This window comes from Micromonospora orduensis (assembly GCF_006228125.1).
Classification (GTDB): Bacteria; Actinomycetota; Actinomycetes; order Mycobacteriales; family Micromonosporaceae; genus Micromonospora; species Micromonospora orduensis.
Window position 1 is genome coordinate 25,273 of sequence record NZ_VDFY01000183.1, and the last position, 17,235, is coordinate 42,507.

Annotated in this window: 17 protein-coding genes and 1 pseudogene; 4 read left to right on the plus strand and 14 right to left on the minus strand. The window is 72.2% G+C overall.

All coding sequences use genetic code 11. The features are described from left to right. Positions 1-111 precede the first annotated feature (111 nt). Together smpB and FHG89_RS20520 are read right to left on the minus strand one after the other, a co-directional pair. Positions 112-603, minus strand: a complete 492-nt coding sequence (smpB, locus tag FHG89_RS20515) for an SsrA-binding protein SmpB (RefSeq protein WP_139586031.1) — start codon at positions 601-603, stop codon at positions 112-114. A gap of 32 nt (positions 604-635) precedes the next feature. Then, entirely contained in the window at positions 636-2,015 is a 1,380-nt protein-coding gene (locus FHG89_RS20520; RefSeq protein ID WP_208761033.1) for a hypothetical protein, read from the minus strand. Positions 2,016-2,038: 23 nt separating this feature from the next. Between FHG89_RS20520 and FHG89_RS34165 the strand changes: the two are divergent. Next, a pseudogene (locus FHG89_RS34165) lies at positions 2,039-2,170 on the plus strand (ATP-binding protein); the annotation flags it as partial. A 75-nt stretch (positions 2,171-2,245) separates the two neighbouring features. Next, a complete protein-coding gene (locus FHG89_RS20525; protein WP_425280194.1) occupies positions 2,246-4,186 on the plus strand; it encodes an ABC transporter ATP-binding protein in 1,941 nt (646 codons plus the stop codon). 25 nt (positions 4,187-4,211) lie between these two features. On the opposite strand, the gene FHG89_RS20530 is transcribed toward FHG89_RS20525, so the two are convergent. From FHG89_RS20530 to FHG89_RS20555, 6 genes are read right to left on the minus strand one after another with little or no spacing between them, the layout of a single operon-like run. Then, positions 4,212-4,727 carry an NUDIX domain-containing protein gene (locus FHG89_RS20530; protein ID WP_139586033.1) on the minus strand — a complete coding sequence of 172 codons (516 nt, stop codon included), beginning with the start codon at positions 4,725-4,727 and terminating at the stop codon, positions 4,212-4,214. Between the two features lie 33 nt (positions 4,728-4,760). Next, the gene (locus FHG89_RS20535; RefSeq protein WP_139586034.1) at positions 4,761-5,402 is read right to left on the minus strand and encodes an SRPBCC family protein; all 642 of its coding nucleotides are present in this window, start codon (positions 5,400-5,402) and stop codon (positions 4,761-4,763) included. Continuing rightward, entirely contained in the window at positions 5,402-5,767 is a 366-nt protein-coding gene (locus tag FHG89_RS20540; RefSeq protein WP_139586035.1) for an ArsR/SmtB family transcription factor, read from the minus strand. The genes FHG89_RS20535 and FHG89_RS20540 overlap by 1 nt, the downstream gene beginning before the upstream one ends. Positions 5,768-5,795: 28 nt before the next feature. After that, positions 5,796-7,886 carry a xanthine dehydrogenase family protein molybdopterin-binding subunit gene (locus FHG89_RS20545; protein ID WP_139586036.1) on the minus strand — a complete coding sequence of 697 codons (2,091 nt, stop codon included), beginning with the start codon at positions 7,884-7,886 and terminating at the stop codon, positions 5,796-5,798. After that, positions 7,883-8,866: an FAD binding domain-containing protein gene (locus FHG89_RS20550; protein ID WP_139586037.1), complete on the minus strand. Its 984-nt coding sequence runs from the start codon at positions 8,864-8,866 to the stop codon at positions 7,883-7,885. Before FHG89_RS20550 ends, FHG89_RS20545 begins: the two co-directional genes overlap by 4 nt. Continuing rightward, positions 8,863-9,360 (minus strand): 2Fe-2S iron-sulfur cluster-binding protein, encoded by a 498-nt coding sequence (locus tag FHG89_RS20555; RefSeq protein ID WP_208761035.1) that lies wholly within the window; start codon positions 9,358-9,360, stop codon positions 8,863-8,865. Before FHG89_RS20555 ends, FHG89_RS20550 begins: the two co-directional genes overlap by 4 nt. A 126-nt stretch (positions 9,361-9,486) precedes the next feature. Here FHG89_RS20555 and FHG89_RS20560 point away from each other — a divergent pair, with 126 nt between their 5' ends. After that, a complete protein-coding gene (locus FHG89_RS20560; protein WP_244295664.1) occupies positions 9,487-10,068 on the plus strand; it encodes a nucleotidyltransferase family protein in 582 nt (193 codons plus the stop codon). On the opposite strand, the gene FHG89_RS20565 is transcribed toward FHG89_RS20560, so the two are convergent. From FHG89_RS20565 to FHG89_RS20590, 6 genes are all read right to left on the minus strand, one after another. Then, positions 10,055-10,411, minus strand: a complete 357-nt coding sequence (locus FHG89_RS20565; protein ID WP_139586040.1) for a hypothetical protein — start codon at positions 10,409-10,411, stop codon at positions 10,055-10,057. The two genes, FHG89_RS20560 and FHG89_RS20565, sit on opposite strands and share 14 nt — an antisense overlap. A 29-nt stretch (positions 10,412-10,440) precedes the next feature. Then, positions 10,441-10,725, minus strand: coding sequence for a TMEM175 family protein (locus tag FHG89_RS20570; protein WP_139586041.1), 285 nt, complete (start codon positions 10,723-10,725; stop codon positions 10,441-10,443). Between the two features lie 104 nt (positions 10,726-10,829). After that, positions 10,830-12,206, minus strand: coding sequence for a GH1 family beta-glucosidase (locus FHG89_RS20575; protein ID WP_139586042.1), 1,377 nt, complete (start codon positions 12,204-12,206; stop codon positions 10,830-10,832). Positions 12,207-12,235: 29 nt separating this feature from the next. Continuing rightward, a complete protein-coding gene (locus tag FHG89_RS20580) occupies positions 12,236-13,075 on the minus strand; it encodes a carbohydrate ABC transporter permease (RefSeq protein ID WP_088989328.1) in 840 nt (279 codons plus the stop codon). Next, positions 13,068-14,051, minus strand: coding sequence for a carbohydrate ABC transporter permease (locus FHG89_RS20585; RefSeq protein ID WP_139586043.1), 984 nt, complete (start codon positions 14,049-14,051; stop codon positions 13,068-13,070). Before FHG89_RS20585 ends, FHG89_RS20580 begins: the two co-directional genes overlap by 8 nt. A 70-nt stretch (positions 14,052-14,121) precedes the next feature. Further along, the gene (locus FHG89_RS20590; RefSeq protein WP_139586044.1) at positions 14,122-15,420 is read right to left on the minus strand and encodes an ABC transporter substrate-binding protein; all 1,299 of its coding nucleotides are present in this window, start codon (positions 15,418-15,420) and stop codon (positions 14,122-14,124) included. Positions 15,421-15,656: 236 nt separating this feature from the next. Between FHG89_RS20590 and FHG89_RS20595 the strand changes: the two genes are divergently transcribed. Then, positions 15,657-16,856 carry an ROK family transcriptional regulator gene (locus tag FHG89_RS20595; RefSeq protein ID WP_139586045.1) on the plus strand — a complete coding sequence of 400 codons (1,200 nt, stop codon included), beginning with the start codon at positions 15,657-15,659 and terminating at the stop codon, positions 16,854-16,856. The last annotated feature ends 379 nt before the right edge of the window (positions 16,857-17,235 follow it).

Here is a 17,235-nt window from a genome sequence, read left to right on the forward strand (position 1 = left end):
CTAATGGTTACCGTTTTCATTAACGGTGTCGGAGTGAGCACACCACGTCATCGGGAAGACGTCAACGATGAACGGCGCGGCGGGTCCCAGGCCGCGCGGTGAACAGGCAGATCAGGGGCGGCGGGGGTGGCCCTTGAGGTGTCGGCCCAGTTCTCGGGCGATCTCCCGGTTGGCGTCCCGCTCGGCGAGCGTCTGCCGCTTGTCGTAGGAGCGCTTGCCCTTGGCCAGGGCCAGCTCGACCTTGGCGTAGCCGTTCTCGAAGTACATCGACAGCGGCACCAGGGTCACACCGCCCTCCCGGACCTTGTCCAGGATCCGGTCGATCTCCGCGCGGTGCAGCAGCAGCTTGCGGTTGCGCCGGGGGGCGTGGTTCGTCCACGTGCCGTACGCGTACTCGGCGATGTGCAGGCCGTACAGCACGATCTCGCCGTCGCGTTCGTGCGCGAACGCGTCCACCAGCGAGGCCCGCCCCTCGCGCAGCGACTTCACCTCGGTGCCGACCAGCACGATGCCCGCCTCGTAGGTGCGCAGCACCGTGTACTCGTGCCGGGCCTTCTTGTTCGAGGCGATCAACCGGCGGTCGGGCTGCTTGGACGGGCTCACCCGGCGACGATATCCGCCCCGGCGTCAGCCGGTCACCGGGTGGTCGTCCGCAGCCGCCCCATCAACTCCCGTACCGCGTCGGGGAACGCCTCCTGCGACTCGCACGGCCAGTGCCCCATGATCGGCGGCGGCACGCTGTCGCTGGGTGGCGCCACCACGTCCTGCGGGTCGGTCAACCGGCGGTCGACCGTCGCCGCGGGCCCGGTCAGCTTCTCGACATCGCCGGGCCGGTGCGACGCGAAGATCCAGCCGCCGATCGGGTCGGTGTCACGCCACAGGTTGAGCCACCGCCAGCCGACCCGCTCACCGATCTCGCGCAACGCCGCGTCGTCGGCGTACGCGGGGAACAGCCGCGAGTACAGCCGGCCCAGGGGAGACCCGTAGGTCAGCAACGCGACCCGGTCGGTGATCCGGGGCGGCAGTTGCAGCACCGTCGCGGCGAGCAGCACCGAGCCGTGACTGTGCCCGGCGAGCAGCACGCGTTCGCCCTGCTCGACCAGGTAGGAGATCCGTTTGGTCAGCTCCGGCACGGCCCGCTCGGCGTAGCAGGGCGGCGCGAAGGGGTGCGCGCCCCGGGGCCAAAAGGTGCCCAGGTCCCACAGCACGCCCACGTACCGGCGGAACCCCGCCGTGCGGTACGCGAAGAGGCCGCTGATCACCAGCCAGAGGAGGATCCCGGCGATCACGTAACTGCCCGAGCCGATCAGGAAGTTGACCATGTTCTCGGGCACCCCGATGAAACGCTGGGCCGTGTCACCGGGGTAGAGCTGGAGCAGACCGAGCACGCTCGTGGCCAGACCGAGCGCGGCCAGCACGGCGCACACCACCGAGAGCGGCTCCAGTCGTTCGGTGAACCGGGCGCGGGCCACTGCCTGTTCGACCCGGCGAAGCCGGTCCGCCGCCTGTCGCGGCGCGTGCGGGAAATCGGCGGCCACGATCGCCCGGGCGGCCCGCCGTCGCCCCGGCGCGGTCAGCACGGTGACCACGACGCCCACCAGCAGGGCGGTCAGCACCGCGAGGAAGAACCCGAAGATCGCCCACTTGTACGCCAGTGGAGGGCTGGTGGCCTGCCGGTCCGCGGTCGTCCCCTCGCGGTCGAGCAGGTCCGCGACCCGGTAGACCAGTTCGGCGGCGAAGGCCACGGCGAGACCGGCGGCGATGGTGACGAAGACCGGCGCTCCCAGCGCGCGTATCGCCGACTTGCGCTGCCCGGCGCCGCGCCGCCAGATCACCTCCGCGGCCAGGGCGGCGACCAGCACGGTCTGGCTCACGAACAGCCACGCCAGGATCGCGCCGTAGCCGGGCAGCGCGCCACCCCGCGGCCACGGGGCCGGACTGACGACGACGTGCACGACCACCAGGATGGTGAGACCGCAGGCGACCGTGCGCAGCCCACGGGTCGCACCGTCCACCCCGGGCGCCGCTCCCGGTCGGTCCGGAGGTGCGTCCGCGCATCTTCGAGCCGTTCTTCACCACCAAGCCGGTCGGGGCGGGCACCGGGCTTGGGCTGGACATCTCGTACCGGATCGTGGTGCACAAGCACCACGGCGACGCGCCGATTACCTAAAGACAGCGATTGGTTGCTGGCAGTAGTCTCGGGCGCGTTCGTGATCCCCGCCCCGAGGGAGGGTCCATGGAGTCGATGGCCCGCCAGCGCACCTCCGTCGAGGACGACGGCAACCCGGACGATCCACCGGCCACGATGCTGCCGGAGCTGGAGGATCGCGAGTGGCTGCACCACGCGCAGGAGTTCGCGCACACCAGCTTCTGGGCGGTGGCCCGCCGGCTGCCCCGGCTGGTCCGGGAGGCGGTCGGGCTGGCCTGGGCCACCAACCGTCGGGACACGGTCACCTCGATCGGCCTGAACATCGCGGCCGGGGTGATGACCACGTTCGGCCTGCTCGCCACGACCAGCGTGCTGCGGGAGTTGTTCGCCGCCGGTCCCACCCCGGACCGCGTCCGCTCGGCCCTGCCGGCGCTGATCGTGGCCGCGTCGGCGGTGTCGGCGCGGGGCGGCCTCACCATCGCGGCGGGCTGGGCGCAGGCCCGGCTGACCCCGCAGATCAACTACCAGGTGGAGCTGCGGCTGTTCGAGGCCACCACGGCGGTGGACCTCGCCGCGTTCGACGACGCCGGTTTCGCCGAGGAGATGGACCGCGCCCGCGACCGGGGGATGGCCGAGGCCGCGTGGATCGTCGACCACACCGTCAACCTGGTCACCGGGGTGGTCGGGATGCTCGCCACCGCCGTCGCGGTGACCGTCATCCAGCCGCTGCTGCTGCCCTGCCTGCTGCTCGCGGCGGTGCCCCAGGCCGCCACGGCGGTACGGATGGCCCGGCGGGAGTACCTGGCGATGCTGGCCCGGATCACCCGGCGCCGTCGGATGTGGATGCTGGCCCACCTGATGGCCAACCGGCGTACCGCAGCCGAGGTGCGCGCGTACCAGATGCGTGACTTCCTGCTCGCCGAGTACCGCGGGGTGATGGCCGTCGAGACCCGGGCCGAGCTGCGGCTGGTCCGTTCGCAGACCGGCACCCGGGTCGTCGGCGCGACCATGGCGGGGCTGGCCACCTTCGGGGTGTACGCCGTCCTCGGCGGGCTGCTGCTGGGCGGGATGGTCGCCCTGGCCGCCGCCGCGACTGCCCTGCTCGCCCTGCAGTCCGCGCGGAACAGCATGGGCGTCGCGGTCGTCGCCACCAACTCGCTGTACGAGGACGCCCTCTACTACCAGGACTACCGGGACTTCCTGGCCCGCGCCCACGCCCGGGTGCCCGTCGGCGGCGACCGCTCGGCGGACGGCGTCGACGTGATCGAGTTGGACGAGGTGAGCCTGCGCTACCCGGACACCGACACCCCGGCGGTGGACCGGGTCAGCCTCACCATCCGGCGGGGCGAGGTGGTGGCGCTCGTCGGCGAGAACGGCTCGGGCAAGACCACCCTGGCCAAACTGATCGCGGGGTTGTACCAGCCGACCGGCGGGGTGATCCGGTGGGACGGCGTGGACGCCGCCGAACTGGACCCGCGCGCTCTCGGCGCCCAGGTGGCCGTGATGACCCAGGAGTGGTGGAAGTTCCCGTTCACCGCCGGGCAGAACATCCGCGTCGGCCGGCACGACCGTCCGCCGGACCGACCCGGCCCGAGCGTGCAGGAGGCGGCCGGGGCGGCCGCCGCCCACGACATGATCGTCGGCCTGCCGCACGGCTACGACACGCTGCTCGACCGGGAGTTCAAGGACGGCCACGAGCTGTCCGGTGGCCAGTGGCAACGGTTGGTCGCCGCGCGTGGCCTCTACCGTGACGCCGCCCTGCTGATCTGCGACGAGCCGTCGGCCGCCCTGGACGCCCGCGCGGAACACGCGTTGTTCCAGCACCTGCGCCGCCACCCCGACCGGGCGGTCGTGCTGATCACCCACCGGCTGGCCAACGTCCGGCACGCCGATCGGATCTTCGTGCTGGACCAGGGCCGGCTCATCCAGCACGGCAGCCACGACGAGCTGATGGCCGCCGGAGGCCTCTACCGGGAGCTGTTCGACCTCCAGGCCAGCGGCTACCGGGCCGGGACCGACGAGGCCCTGCCCCGCTGACCCGTGGCCAAGCCCGGGGCGGGGATCAGGCCGGTCGGTTGGGGCGCAGGAAGTCGGCCAGGACCCGGGTGTGGGTGGAGAACGCCAGCTCGACCGGGTCGGTGAGCACCAGCCACTCGGTCGCCTCGTCGGTGGGCGCCGAGGGCGGCAGGTCCTCCGCCGCCTGCTCGGGCAGCACCCCGAAGACCATCATGGTGCCGCCCGCCGGGGCGCCGTGCACCGCGAACAGGCGGGCGTCCCCGGCCGCGGCGACCAGCCCGGTCTCCTCGCGCAGCTCCCGCACGAGCGCGTCGGACCACTCCTCGCCGTACTCGATGAATCCGCCGGGCAGCGCGAGCTGCCCACGGGCGGGTTCGATGTCCCGGCGGACCACCACCACGCCCAGGCCGGTGGCGGTGCGTACCGGCAGCACCGCCACCGCGACGGGCAGGGGATTGCGCCAGACGGTCCCGCCACAGACGGCGCAGACCCGCGGCCACCCGGCCGCCGCCGGGTAGGCCGTGCCGCAGTAGGAGCAGTGCGAGTACGGCGTACCGGTCATGCCCCAGCACGTTACCCGGCCGTCGGCGGCGCCTCAGGTGGCCGGCGCGCCGGTGTAGAAGGCGGTCGTGCGCTCGGCGGCGGCCCGCGCCTCGTCGGGGTCGGTGCCGGCGGCGATGCTCGCCTCGCCCCACAGCCGGCTGCTCAGCTCCATGGCCCGCCGGCCCTCGTCGGAGGCGACCCACTCGGCGCTGTCCTCCGGTCGGACGCCGCTGCCGTCGCCGGACAGGTGGGTGGCCAGGCCGAGCAGCCCCAGGTCCCAGCCGACGCCGACGGCGCCGGGCCCGAACTGGGCCCACCGGTCCTGGTCGACGTGGGCGATGTGGTCCAACTCGAAGCGGGTCCGCTCGTCGTCGACAGGGGTGAGCCGCACCTCGATCCAGCTCACCTCGCCGCCGAACTCCCAGGTCGCGGTGAAGCGGTGCGGCGGATCGCAGCTCTGCACGGTGCCCCCGGCGTTGCCCTCCAGCTGGTACGTGCCGTGCAGCCGCAGGTCACCGCTGATCGGCAGGAACCAGCGCGGGATGCGCTCGGCGTTGGTGCAGGCGTCCCACAGGTCGTCGAGCGTCGCCTGGTAGGTCTGGCTGATCGTGCTCACCCGGGCCTCGCCGGCCTCCAGGGTGCGGCTGCCGACCTTCCGCTGGACGGCGTTGATCTGCTCGGTCGCGTCGAACATCAGGTGTTCCTCTCGTCGGATGGATCGGCCGATCCGCGCAGCCGACGCTCGCGTCGGCCCCGGGCCAGCTCGGTGGCGAGTGCTGCCAGGGGTGGGGTCCAGAACCGGCGGAAGTGCTCCAGCCAGCCGTCGACCTCGCGCAGCGGGCGCGGGTCGACCGCGTACAGCCGCCGGGTGCCTTCCGGCCGTACGGTGGCGAATCCGTTGTCCCGCAGAACCTTCAGGTGCTGGGACACGGCGGGCTGGGAGATGCCGAACTCGTCGCGGATGACCGCGCTGACCGCGCCGGCGGTCTGCTCGCCGCTGGCGAGCAGTTCCAGGATGCGGCGCCGGACGGGATCGCCCAGCACGTCGAAGGCGTGCACGACGACAGTTGTATCACCGCCGGCTTATTTAAGCCAAGTCTGAAACTCCGATGAGCTTGTCCAGCCGGATCGGCAGGTCCCGGATCCGGACGCCGGTGGCGTGGAACACCGCGTTGGCGACGGCCGCGGCGGAGCCGACGATGCCGATCTCGCCGATACCCTTCACCCCGGCCGGGTTCAGCTCGCCGTCGTGCTCGTCCAGCCAGTACGCCTCGATGGACTCCACGTCCGCGCAGCCGGTGATGTGGTACGTCGCCAGGTCGTGGTTGACCCAGTCGCCGTAGCGTTCGTCGAGCAGACCCTCCTCGTGCAAGGCCATCGACAACCCCATCGTCATGCCCCCGATGAGCTGGCTGCGGGCCGTCGTCGGATTGACCACCCGGCCCGCCGCGAACACCCCGAGCATCCGGTTGAGCCGTACCTCGCCGGTGGTCGCGTCCACCCGGACCTCGGCGAACTGCGCCCCGTACGCGTACCGGGGCAGGTCGGGCTGTCCGCCGACCTCCTCGGAGGTGTCCGCCCCGGCGCTCACCTCGGCCTCCGTCGGCACGCCGTCGCGCAGCTTCCCGCGCAGCGCCTGGCAGGCGCGGATCACCGCCCAGCTCCAACTCGCGGTGCCCATCGAACCGCCGGCCACCGGGGCGTTCGGCAGATCGCTGTCGCCGATGCTGATCTCGACCCGTTCCGGCGGCACCCCCAGCGCGTCGGCGGCCACCTGCCACAGCGCCGTCCGGGCGCCGGTGCCGATGTCGGTGGCGTTGATCCGGACGTGGAAACCGCCGTCGGGCCTCGCGGTCGCCGTCGCCGAGGACGGCCTGGCGCGGGCCGGGTGGCTCGACCCGGCCACGCCGGACCCGACGAGCCAGCGCCCGTCGCGCCGCGCCCGGGGCGCGGGGTCGCGGTCGGCCCACCCGAATCGCTGGGCGCCCTCCCGCAGGCAGGCCGCCAGGTTGCGGCTGGTGAACGGGCGCCCCTGATCGGGGTCGACAGGCGTGTCGTTGCGGATGCGCAGCTCCACCGGGTCCATGCCGACGGCGACGGCCAGTTCGTCCATCGCCGACTCCAGGGCGTACGCCCCGGGGCACCCGCCCGGCGCGCGCATCCAGAACGGCGTCGGTACGTCGAGACGGACCAGCCGGTGGGTGGTGCGGCGGTGCGGCGCGGCGTACATGCTGCGGGTGTAGACGGCGGTCTGCTCGGCGAACTCCAGAATGGTCGAGGACTGGCTCATCGCGTCGTGGCAGATCGCGGTGAGCCGCCCGTCGGTGTCGGCCGCGAGGCGGACGCGCTGGATGGTGGGGGTGCGGTAGCCGACCGGCCCGAACAGCTGCTGGCGGGTCAGCGCCAGTTTGACCGGACGGTCCACGTGCCGGGCGGCGAGGGCGGCCAGCACCACCGCGGCCTTCGCGTACCCCTTGCTGCCGAAGCCGCCGCCGACGTGATCGGTGACCACCCGTACCGACTCCCGGGGCAGCTCGAACAACTCGGCCAGCGCCGCCCGCACCGACGACGCGCCCTGGTTGGAGTCGTGCACCAGCAGCCGCCCGTCGTGCCACCGCGCCGTGGTGGCGTGCGGCTCCATCGGGTTGTTGTGGTACGCCGGCGTCCGGTAGGTGGCGTCCACCCGCACCGGGGCGGCCGCGTACCCGGCGTCGAAGTCCCCCTCCTCGGTGTCGGTCGGATAGCTGGGGTTGACGTGGTCCGGTTTGTAGAGGCTGGGGTGGTCCTCGGTGAGCACCGTGCTGTGCGGTCCGGCGTCGTAGTCGATCCGCACCAGCCGGGCGCCCTCCCGGGCCGCCTCCAGGCTGGTGGCCACCACGACGGCGACCAGCTCCCCCCGGTAGTGCACAGTCGGTTCCTGGAGCAGCCACAGGTCCGCCTCCAGGCCGGGCGCGAGCCGGGGCGCGTTGCCGTGGTGCACCACGGCCAGCACGCCGGGCGACGCGAGCGCCTCCGCCGTGTCGACCCGCGTGATCCGGCCCCGCACCACGGCCGAGGGCACCGCCCAGCCGTAGGTGACGCCGTCGACCGGGTACTCCACCGCGTACCGGGCCGTGCCGGTGACCTTCTCCCGTCCCTCCAGGCGGGGGTACGCCCGGCCGACCGCGTCGGTGCTCACGACGAGGCCAGTTCGGTGAGCACCCGTACGGTGATGGACCGGGTCAGCGGCAGCTTGAAGCCGTTGTGCCGCAGGGGACGCGCCTCGGTCAGCTCGGCGTCGGCGGCCGCCGCGGCCAGCTCCGCGCTGAACGGTCGACCGCGCAGCTCCTCCTCGGCCCGGTAGGCCCGCCAGGGCCGGTGGGCCACCGCCCCGTACGCCAGCCGCACGTCGCGGACCACCCCACCGTGCAGGTCCAGCACGGCGGCCACCGAGCCGGCGGCGAAGGCGAACGACGCCCGGTCGCGCACCTTGAGGTACGCCGAACGGCGCGCGGCCGGCAACGCCGGCAACCGCACGGCCGTGATCAGCGCGCCGTGCGCCAGGGTGGTCTCCCGCTCCGGATGCGTGCCGGGTGAGCGGTGCAGGGCGGCCAGCGGGACGTCGCGGGCGCCGTCGGTGTCGTGCACCTCCACGACCGCGTCCAGCGCGGCGAGGGCCACCGCCAGGTCCGACGGGTGGGTGGCGACGCACTGCTCGGACCAGTCCAGCACCGCCAGGTCGCGGTTCTGGCCGTGCAGGGCGGCGCACCCGCTGCCCGGGTCGCGTTTGTTGCACGCCTTGCCGGTGTCCTGGAAGTACACGCACCGGGTGCGCTGCAACAGGTTGCCGCCTGTGGTGGCCAGGTTGCGCAGCTGCCCGGAGGCGGCGGCGAGCAGGGCGCGGGCCAGCACCGGGTAGTCGCGGCGGACCACCGGGTGGGCCGCGAGGTCGCTGTTGCGTACCGTCGCGCCGATCCGCAGCCCGCCGTCGGGCAGCTCCTCGACGGTGTCCAGCGGCAGCCGGGTCACGTCCACCAGCACGTCGGGGCGCTGCACCCCGAGCTTCATCAGATCGACAAGGTTCGTCCCGCCGGCCAGGTACGCCGCCTGCGGCTCGGCCCCGAGCACGGCGACCGCCTCCGCCACCTCGGTAGGCCGGTGGTAGCGGAAGGGCCTCACCGCGCGGCCGCCGTCGCCCGGACGGCCGCGACGATGTGCGGGTACGCGGCGCAGCGGCACAGGTTGCCGGCCATCCGTTCGCGGATCTCCGCGTCGGTCAGCTCCGGCGGCGCGGCCAGGTCCTCGGTGACGGCGCTGGGCCAGCCCCGGTCGACCTCGTCGAGCATCCCCCGGGCGGAGCAGAGCTGCCCGGGGGTGCAGTAGCCGCACTGGAACGCGTCCTGGGCGATGAACGCGGCCTGCAACGGGGACAGCTCGTCCGGCCCGGCCAGCCCCTCCACGGTGACCACCGACCGACCGTCCAGGGTGACGGTGAAGATCAGGCAGCTCTTCACCCGGCGTCCGTCGAGCAGGACGGTGCAGGAGCCGCACTGGCCGTGGTCGCAGCCCTTCTTCGCCCCGGTCAGGTCGAGGTGCTCGCGCAGCGCGTCGAGCAGTGTGGTGCGGTTGTCAAGCGTCACCTCGCGGGGGACGCCGTTGACGTCGAACGCCACCCGGGACGAGTGCCGCTCGTCGGTGGTCGTAGCGTTCTCCGGTCCAGCCTGCACCGGCCCAGACTAGCTTTGTCGGTATATCTCGGGGCGAATAACGCAGAGCAGTCCGTACGGGAGGTGAGGCCGGTGACCGCCGGACTGCTGCTGGCCGCCGGCGCCGGACGGCGGTACGGCCGCCCGAAGGCCCTCGTGGAGTTCGACGGCGAGCCCCTGGTACGGCGGGCCGTCCGGCTGCTGGACGACGGCGGCTGCGCGCCCGTGCACGTGGTGCTCGGCGCGGGCGCCGACGAGCTGCCCGACCTGCCCGGCGCGGTGTCGGTACGGCACGACGGCTGGCCCGAAGGGCTCGGCTCGTCGCTGCGCCGGGGCCTGGCCTCGCTGGGCGCCGACGTGCCGGCCGCGGTCGTGGCCCTGGTCGACCAGCCGCTGCTCAGCCCGGTCGCGGTGCGCCGGGTGCGGGCGGCCCACGCCGACGGGGCGGTCGTCGCGGTCGCCACCTACGCCGGCCGGCCGGGGCACCCGGTCCTGCTCGGACGGCAGACCTGGCCGCTGCTGGACCGGTACGCCGTCGGTGACCGGGGTGCCCGCGACCTGCTACGCGACCGTCCGGACCTGGTGGTCGAGGTGCCCTGCGACGACGTCGGCTCCCCGGTCGACGTGGACACACCGGCCGACCTGCTCCGGCTACGGGCCCTCAGCGGCGGGTGAGCCAGCGGGGCAGCCCCTCGCTGGTCACCGCGTGATACGTGATCATGACGATGACACCGATCAGGCCGAGCAGCGGGTCGACGAACCAGCCGAGCAGGCCGCTGAGCCCGTACAGCACCAGCCCGGTGACCGGTCGCAGGCGCTGCCTGCGCACGTAGTCGGGGGCGATCCGGCGGTGCAGCAGCGCCGGGTGACGGTGCAGATAGCTGAAGAACACCAGCCAGGGGGCCGACATCACCGCGGCGCTCAGCGCGTACAGGGCGACGGCCGCGCGCTGGTCGTCGGTGTCGCCGTGGGTGAACGCCGACGCCAGCACCGCCGTCGGAAACGGAATGATCACCACGCCGAAGAGGACGCCGAAATTGATCCAGCTCAGCGTGAGGGTGGTGCCGCGAGGATCAGCCGCAGTAGGGCGTGGTGGTTGAGCCAGAGCACCCCGACGTAGACGAAGGACACCACGAAGGCCAGGTACGAGGCGCCCTCGCCGAGCAGGCCGCTCAGCAGCTCGCCCTCGTGGTACTCGGGCACCCGCAGATCGATGACCAGCAACGTGATGACGATGGCGAAGACGCCGTCGCTGAAGGCAGTCATCCGGTCGGTGCCGGACACCCGTGTCCCGGCGGCGGGTGGCTCGACCTCGTCGGGTGCTGCGGACATTGCCGCAGGCTAGCCACCGCGCGCGGTGGTCGGCGGTGTTTTGTCCGATCCGGACGGGAACGGCCGCCCGGGTCACCCCGGGCGGCCGGCCGAACGGCCCCGTCTCACGCCACCGGCGCGGCCGTCCCGGTCGTCCGGGCGAGAGCCTGGTGGGCGCGGATCAGCTCGGCGTAGCGCAGAGCACTGGCCTTCACCGTCCGGCGCTGCGTGGCGTAGTCGACGTGCACCAGCCCGAAGCGCTTGTCGTAGCCGTACGCCCACTCGAAGTTGTCCAGCAGCGACCAGACGAAGTAGCCGTCCAGCGGCACGCCCTTCGCCACCGCCGCCGCGCAGGCCGCCAGGTGCTGCTCCAGGTGGTCGGTGCGTTCCTTGTCCTGCACGGTGCCGTCCGCGGTGACCTCGTCCGGCCACGCCGAACCGCTCTCGGTGACGATGATCCGGCCCGGCCGGTACTCCTCGTGCACGTCGACAAGCAGCCGCTCCAGACCCGCCGGATACACCTCCCAGCCCATCGCGGTCTCCACCGAGCCGGGCACCGGCACCTGCCTGGCGTACGGCGCCGCGCCGGTCGGGTCGTCCACGACGAGCTGACGGAAGTAGTAGTTCACGCCGAGGAAGTCGGTGGGCGTGGCGATCACCGCCAGGTCGTCACCGCGTACCGGCGGCTCGACCCCGTACGTGGCGACCATGTCGGCGGGGTAGCCGCGCCCGTGGATCGGGTCCAGCCACCACCGGTTGACGTGCCCGTCGGCCCGGCGGGCCGCCGCGACGTCCTCGGGGCGGTCGGTGGCCGCCTCGATCGGGCTGAGGTTGAGCACCAGGCCCACCGAGGCCGGGCGGGCGGCGTTGGCGCGGATCGCCTGGGTGGCCAGGCCGTGCCCGAGCAGCACGTGGTGCGAGGTGTGCACCGCGCGGGTCAGGTCCCGCTCGCCGGGGGCCATGTTCCCCTCCAGATGCCCGATCCAGGACACGCAGAGCGGCTCGTTGACCGTGCACCAGTCGGCCACCCGGTCGCCGAGGCGGCCGGCGACCACTGCGGCGTAGTCGGCGAACGCCTCGGCGGTGGCCCGCTCCGGCCAGCCACCCCGATCCTGCAGGACCTGCGGCAGGTCCCAGTGGTAGAGGGTGACGAACGGCCGGATCCCGTCGGCGAGCAGCGTGTCGACGAGCCGGTCGTAGAAGTCCAGCCCGGCGGGGTTGACCCGCCCGACGCCGTCTGGCATCACCCGGGGCCACGCCACCGAGAACCGGTACGCGTCCACGCCGAGCCGACGCAGCAGCGCCAGGTCCTCCGGCCACCGGTGGTAGTGGTCGCACGCCACCGCGCCGGTGTCGCCGTTGTCGACCTTGCCGGGGGTCGCCGAGAAGGTGTCCCAGATGGACGGCGACCGACCGTCGACGTCGATGGCCCCCTCGATCTGGTACGCCGCGGTGGCCACGCCCCAGAGGAAGTCGGGTGGCAGCTTGGACAGGTCGGGCACGGGACGGTTCTCCTCTGGGGTTGGATGGCTCACTTGACCGCGCCGGCGGTGAGGCCGGCGACGAAGTACCGCTGAAGGGCCAGGAAGCCGACGACGACCGGGATGCTGACCACCAGCGAGGCGGCCATGATCTGGTTCCAGTAGACGTTGAACTGGGTGGAGTAGCCCTGCAGGCCCACGGCCAGGGTGCGGCTGCCCTCGTCGGTCATCACCGACGCGAAGAGCACCTCACCCCAGGCGGTCATGAACGCGTACACGGTGACCGCGACGACGCCCGGGACGGCGGCGGGCAGGATGACCTGGAACAGGGTGCGCAGCGGACCGGCCCCGTCGACCTGGGCCGCCTCGTCCAGCCCACGAGGGATCGAGTCGAAGTAGCCGACAAGCATCCAGATCGAGAACGGCAACGAGAAGGTCAGGTACGTGATCACCAGGCCGGTGCGGCTGGCGTACAGCTCGATGCCTGTGGCGTTGCCCAGGTTGACGTAGATGAGGAACAGCGGCAGCAGGAACAGGATGCCGGGGAACATCTGGGTGGACAGCACCGTCACCGAGAAGACTCCCCGGCCCCGGAACCGGTACCGGCTGACCGCGAACGCGGCGAAGATGGCCACCGCCACCGAGCAGACCGCCGCGATGCTCGACACCACGAGGCTGTTCACCAGGTACCGGGCCAGCGGCACGGTGCTCCACATGTCGACGAACGGTTGCAGGGTGGGCCGGCTGGGCCACCAGGTGAAGCCGTTCTGCACGTCCTGCAACGGCTTCGCCGCCGAGGTGACCATCACGTAGAGCGGGATGACGACGAAGAGGGTGAGCAGGGTCAGCACGATGCGCCGGCCCCAGCGCTCGCCGGCGGTCTCACGCATGGTCGTCCCTCCGACGGTTGGTGATCAGCAGGTACACGGCCGAGACGACAAGCAGGAACAGCAGCAGCGCCACGGACATCGCCGAGCCGGAGCCGAAGTCCCAGGTCTTGAAGGAGCTGCGGTAGATGTGGATGGAGATCAGGTCGGCCTGCTCCGGGGCGGAGCCGCCGAACAGCACGAACGGCGTGTTGAAGTCGTTGAACGTCCACAGGAACAGCACCAGCAGCAGCACCAGGTTCACCGGCCGCAGCATCGGCAGGGTGACCGAGCGCAGTCGACGCCAGAACCCGGCGCCGTCGATCGCGGCGGCCTCGTACAGCTCGCCCGGCACGTTCTGCAGGCCGGCCATCAGGCACAGGAACGCGAACGGCCAGTTGCGCCACACCGACACCACAAGCAGCGACCAGAAGCTGTTGTCGCCGATCAACCAGAACGGCCGCTCGTTCAGCAGCCCGAGCTGGTCGACGAGGACGTGGTTGACCAGGCCGGTGTCGCGTTGCAGCAGGAAGCTCCAGGTGATGACGGCGGCGTAGACCGGCAGCGCGTACGGGGTGAGGAACAGCGCCCGCAGCAGGGCCCGCCCCCGGAACGGCCGTTGCAGCACCACCGCCGCCGAGATGCCGAGCAGCCAGGCGAACCCGACCGAGAGCAGGCTGTACGCCAGGGTGATCCAGAACGAGTGCAGCAGTTCCTTGCCGGCGGCGCTGTTGATGTCGAGCGTCGCCCGGTAGTTCTCCCACCCGACGAAGGGTGCTGTGGACCAGTCGCGGATGTGGAACTGGGTCAGCTCCAGCAGGCTCATCCAGACCCCGACCACCATCGGGATCACGTGGACGGCGAGTTCCAGCACGATGGCCGGTGCGAGCAGCAGGTACGGCAGGAGTGGGCCGCGGGGCCGGCGGGCCGGCTCCCGGGCGGGCGTCCCGGCCCGGGGTTCGCGCCGGCCGGCGTCCGGCGCGGTGGTGCTGGTTGCCATCAGGGTCCTCTCGGAGGCGGTGGCCGTGGTCGGGCTCGACGCCCGACCACGGCCACCGGCGACGCGTGGGTCAGCGCATCTTCTGCTGCGCGTCGGTCAGCTTCGCCTTCACCGACGCCTCGGTGACCGGCTTGCCGCTGGCCGCGTCGGCGAACAGCTCCTTCATCGCGGTGCCGACCAGGGTCTCGAAGGTGCTCTCCTCGGGCACCTGCGGCAGCGGCGCCGCGGTGGTGACCAGGGTCTCCTGGATGCTCTTCTGCTCCGGGGCGCTGAACGCCGGGTCGGCGCCCGCGGTCTTCACCGCCGGCAGCGAGCCGTACGTGCGGTTGAGGATCGTCTGCTCCTCGTCGCTGGTCATGAACTTGACGAAGCTCAGCGCGCCGTCCTTGTTCTTCGTGTGCTTGAAGACCGCCATGTTGATCCCGGCGACCATGCTGTTGACCTTCTTGCCGCCGGCCGGCGGGCTGGCTAGGAACGGCACCGGGGCCACCCCGTACGCGTCGGCGGGCATGTTCTGCGTCTTGAGGTTCGAGCCGGCGGACTGCCAGAGCAGCATGGCGGCCTTGCCGTTGGCGAAGTCGGAGACCGACTGGTTCTGCGCGTACTCGGCGTTGCTCGGGTTGGTGATCTTGTCGGCGGCCATGAAGTCGATGTACCGCTTGATCGCCGAGACGTTCTGCGGGGTGTCGAAGGTCGGCTTGCCGGCCGAGTCGAACCACTCGCCGCCGTACTGCTGGCTGAAGGTGAAGGCGTGGTGCGCGTTCTCCGACGGGTTGGCCCCCTCGATCGCCAGGCCCCACTTGCCGCCGGTGCTGAGTTTCTTGCCGTACTCGGCGAGCTGCTCCCAGGTGGTCGGCGGCGCGGTGATGCCGGCGTCGGCGAACATCTTCTTGTTGTAGTACAGGCTGTAGGCCATGCTGTAGAGCGGCACGGCGGCCGGCGGCTTGCCGGGGGCGCCGGCGGCGGCGAGCGCGGCGGGCACGATCCGGTCCTTGCCACCGACGGCCTGCAGGGTGGCGTCGTCGAACTCGACGAGCGCGCCGGTGGCCTGCAACGACGCCGACCAGGTGTTGCCGATGTTGACCACGTCCGGGCCCTTGCCGGAGGTGGCGGCGGCCAGCAGGCGGTTGAGCAGGTCCGACCAGGGGACCACCTCGACGGTGACCTTGATCCCGGTCTGCTTCTCGAACTTGTCCAGCTCCGGCTGGAGGATGGTCTTGTCCGCCTCCAGGCTGGCGCCCTGGTTGCTGGCCCAGTAGGTGAGCGTCTTGGGCGATGCGGCGGAGTCGTCGCCGGAACCGCCGCAGGCGGTGAGCGATGCCGCTGCCAGTACGGCGGCGGTGAATATCCCGAGGTGTCGTCTCGACACGGTCTGCCCTTCCGGTGCGTGGTGGGGGTCCGCCGGAGTCCGTCGTCGATAGGGGTCGGGGCGACGGGCGGCCGGCTGCGGACAGGGTTCGGGGGTGCGCCGTCGGGGTCCGCCGGCGTTTCCCGGGAGTTACATCACGGCTTAATTTATGTCGTCATTAAAGTTGCTGGTCGGTGGGTCGTCAAGCACGGGGCGGTTACAGTCGCCTCGAACGGCCGACGGGAACGAGGTGACGAGTGGAGCTGGCGCGTGCCACCAACCGCAGCGTGCGGCTGCGCAACAGGTCCGCCCTGCTGACCAGGCTCTTCCTCGACGGTCCGCTCACCCGCCAGGACCTGGTGCGCAGCACCGGGCTCAGCCAGCCGGCGGTGAGCAACGTGGTGGCCGACCTGATCGACGAGGGGCTGGTCGCCGAGGCGGGGGCCGCCGAGTCCGACGGTGGCCGGCCCAGCATGCTGCTGCGGATCGCGCCCCGCTTCGCGTTCGTGGTCGGCGTGGACGTCGGCGAGACCCGGGTCCGGGTCGAGCTGTTCGACTTCGCGATGACCCTGCTGGCCAGCATCGAGTACCCGCTCGACCCGGCGCGGACCGAGCCGGACGTCGTGGCCGGGCACGTGCTGGCCGGCATCGACGCGGTGACCGGGGAGGCCGACGTGGCCCCCGCCGACGTGCTCGGCGTCGGCATCGGTGTCTCCGGGGTCGTCGAGCAGGGCGTCGAGGCTGTCGTGCACGCCCAGGCCCTCGGCTGGGACCGGGTGCCGCTGGAACGCCTGATCAGCGCGGGCACCGACCTGCCGCTGCACATCGACAACGGCGCGAAGACCCTCGGCCAGGCGGAGATGTGGTTCGGCGCCGGGCGCGGAGCCCGACACGCCGTCTTCGCGCTTGTCGGCTCCGGGGTGGGCGCGTCGGTGGTGACCAACGGCGCCACCTACCGGGGCGCGTCCAGCAGCGCGGGGGAGTGGGGGCACACCACCCTGGTGTACGGCGGCCGGGCCTGCCGGTGCGGCGCCCGTGGCTGCCTGGAGGCGTACGTCGGCGCGGAGGCGATCATCGACCGCTACCGGGAGGCGCGTCGGGGCCGAGCGGTGCCGGGCGAGGACGAGGAGTCGCAGCTCGCCGCCCTGGTCGCCGCCGCCGACACCTCGGCCACCGCCCGGCGGGTGCTGGACGAGACCGCCGGCTACCTGGGCGCCGGGGTGGCCAACCTGATCAACCTGTTCAACCCGCAGCGGGTGGTGCTCGGCGGCTGGGCGGCGATGGCGCTGGGCGACCTGCTGCCGGCCGTCCGCGAGGCCGCCGGTCGGCAGGCGCTGCGCCAGCCGTACGAGCAAGCGTCGATCGAGCTGTGCCGGCTCGGGGTGGACGCGGTGGCGCTGGGCGCGGCGACGCTGCCGATCGCCCGCTTTCTCACCGAGGGCGGCGTCCGCCGCTGAGCGGGAGCGACCGCGCGGTCGGCCAGCAAATTACACAAAACCTGATCCTCGGGATAAATAACAGAGTTATAGATCGATGTCTTGACGCCGTCGCAATCTCGCCGCAACACTCCTACGAAAGCGCTCTCCGACCCGCGACGCCGCATCGGCGGCACCACCCACGGCGCCACGGGGCGAGCCGATCCCATCCGCGCGGCACCCCCGTAACCCCCTATCGACAGGCGATGTCATGACATCTCGTGCTACATCCGTACGCCCGCGTCCCCGGCGGACCGTCCGGCACCTGCTCGTCGGACTCACCGTGGCCCTGGTCGCGGCGCTCACCCCGACCGGTGCCACCGCGCCGGCGCAGGCCGCCCCCACCCTGCTCTCCCAGGGC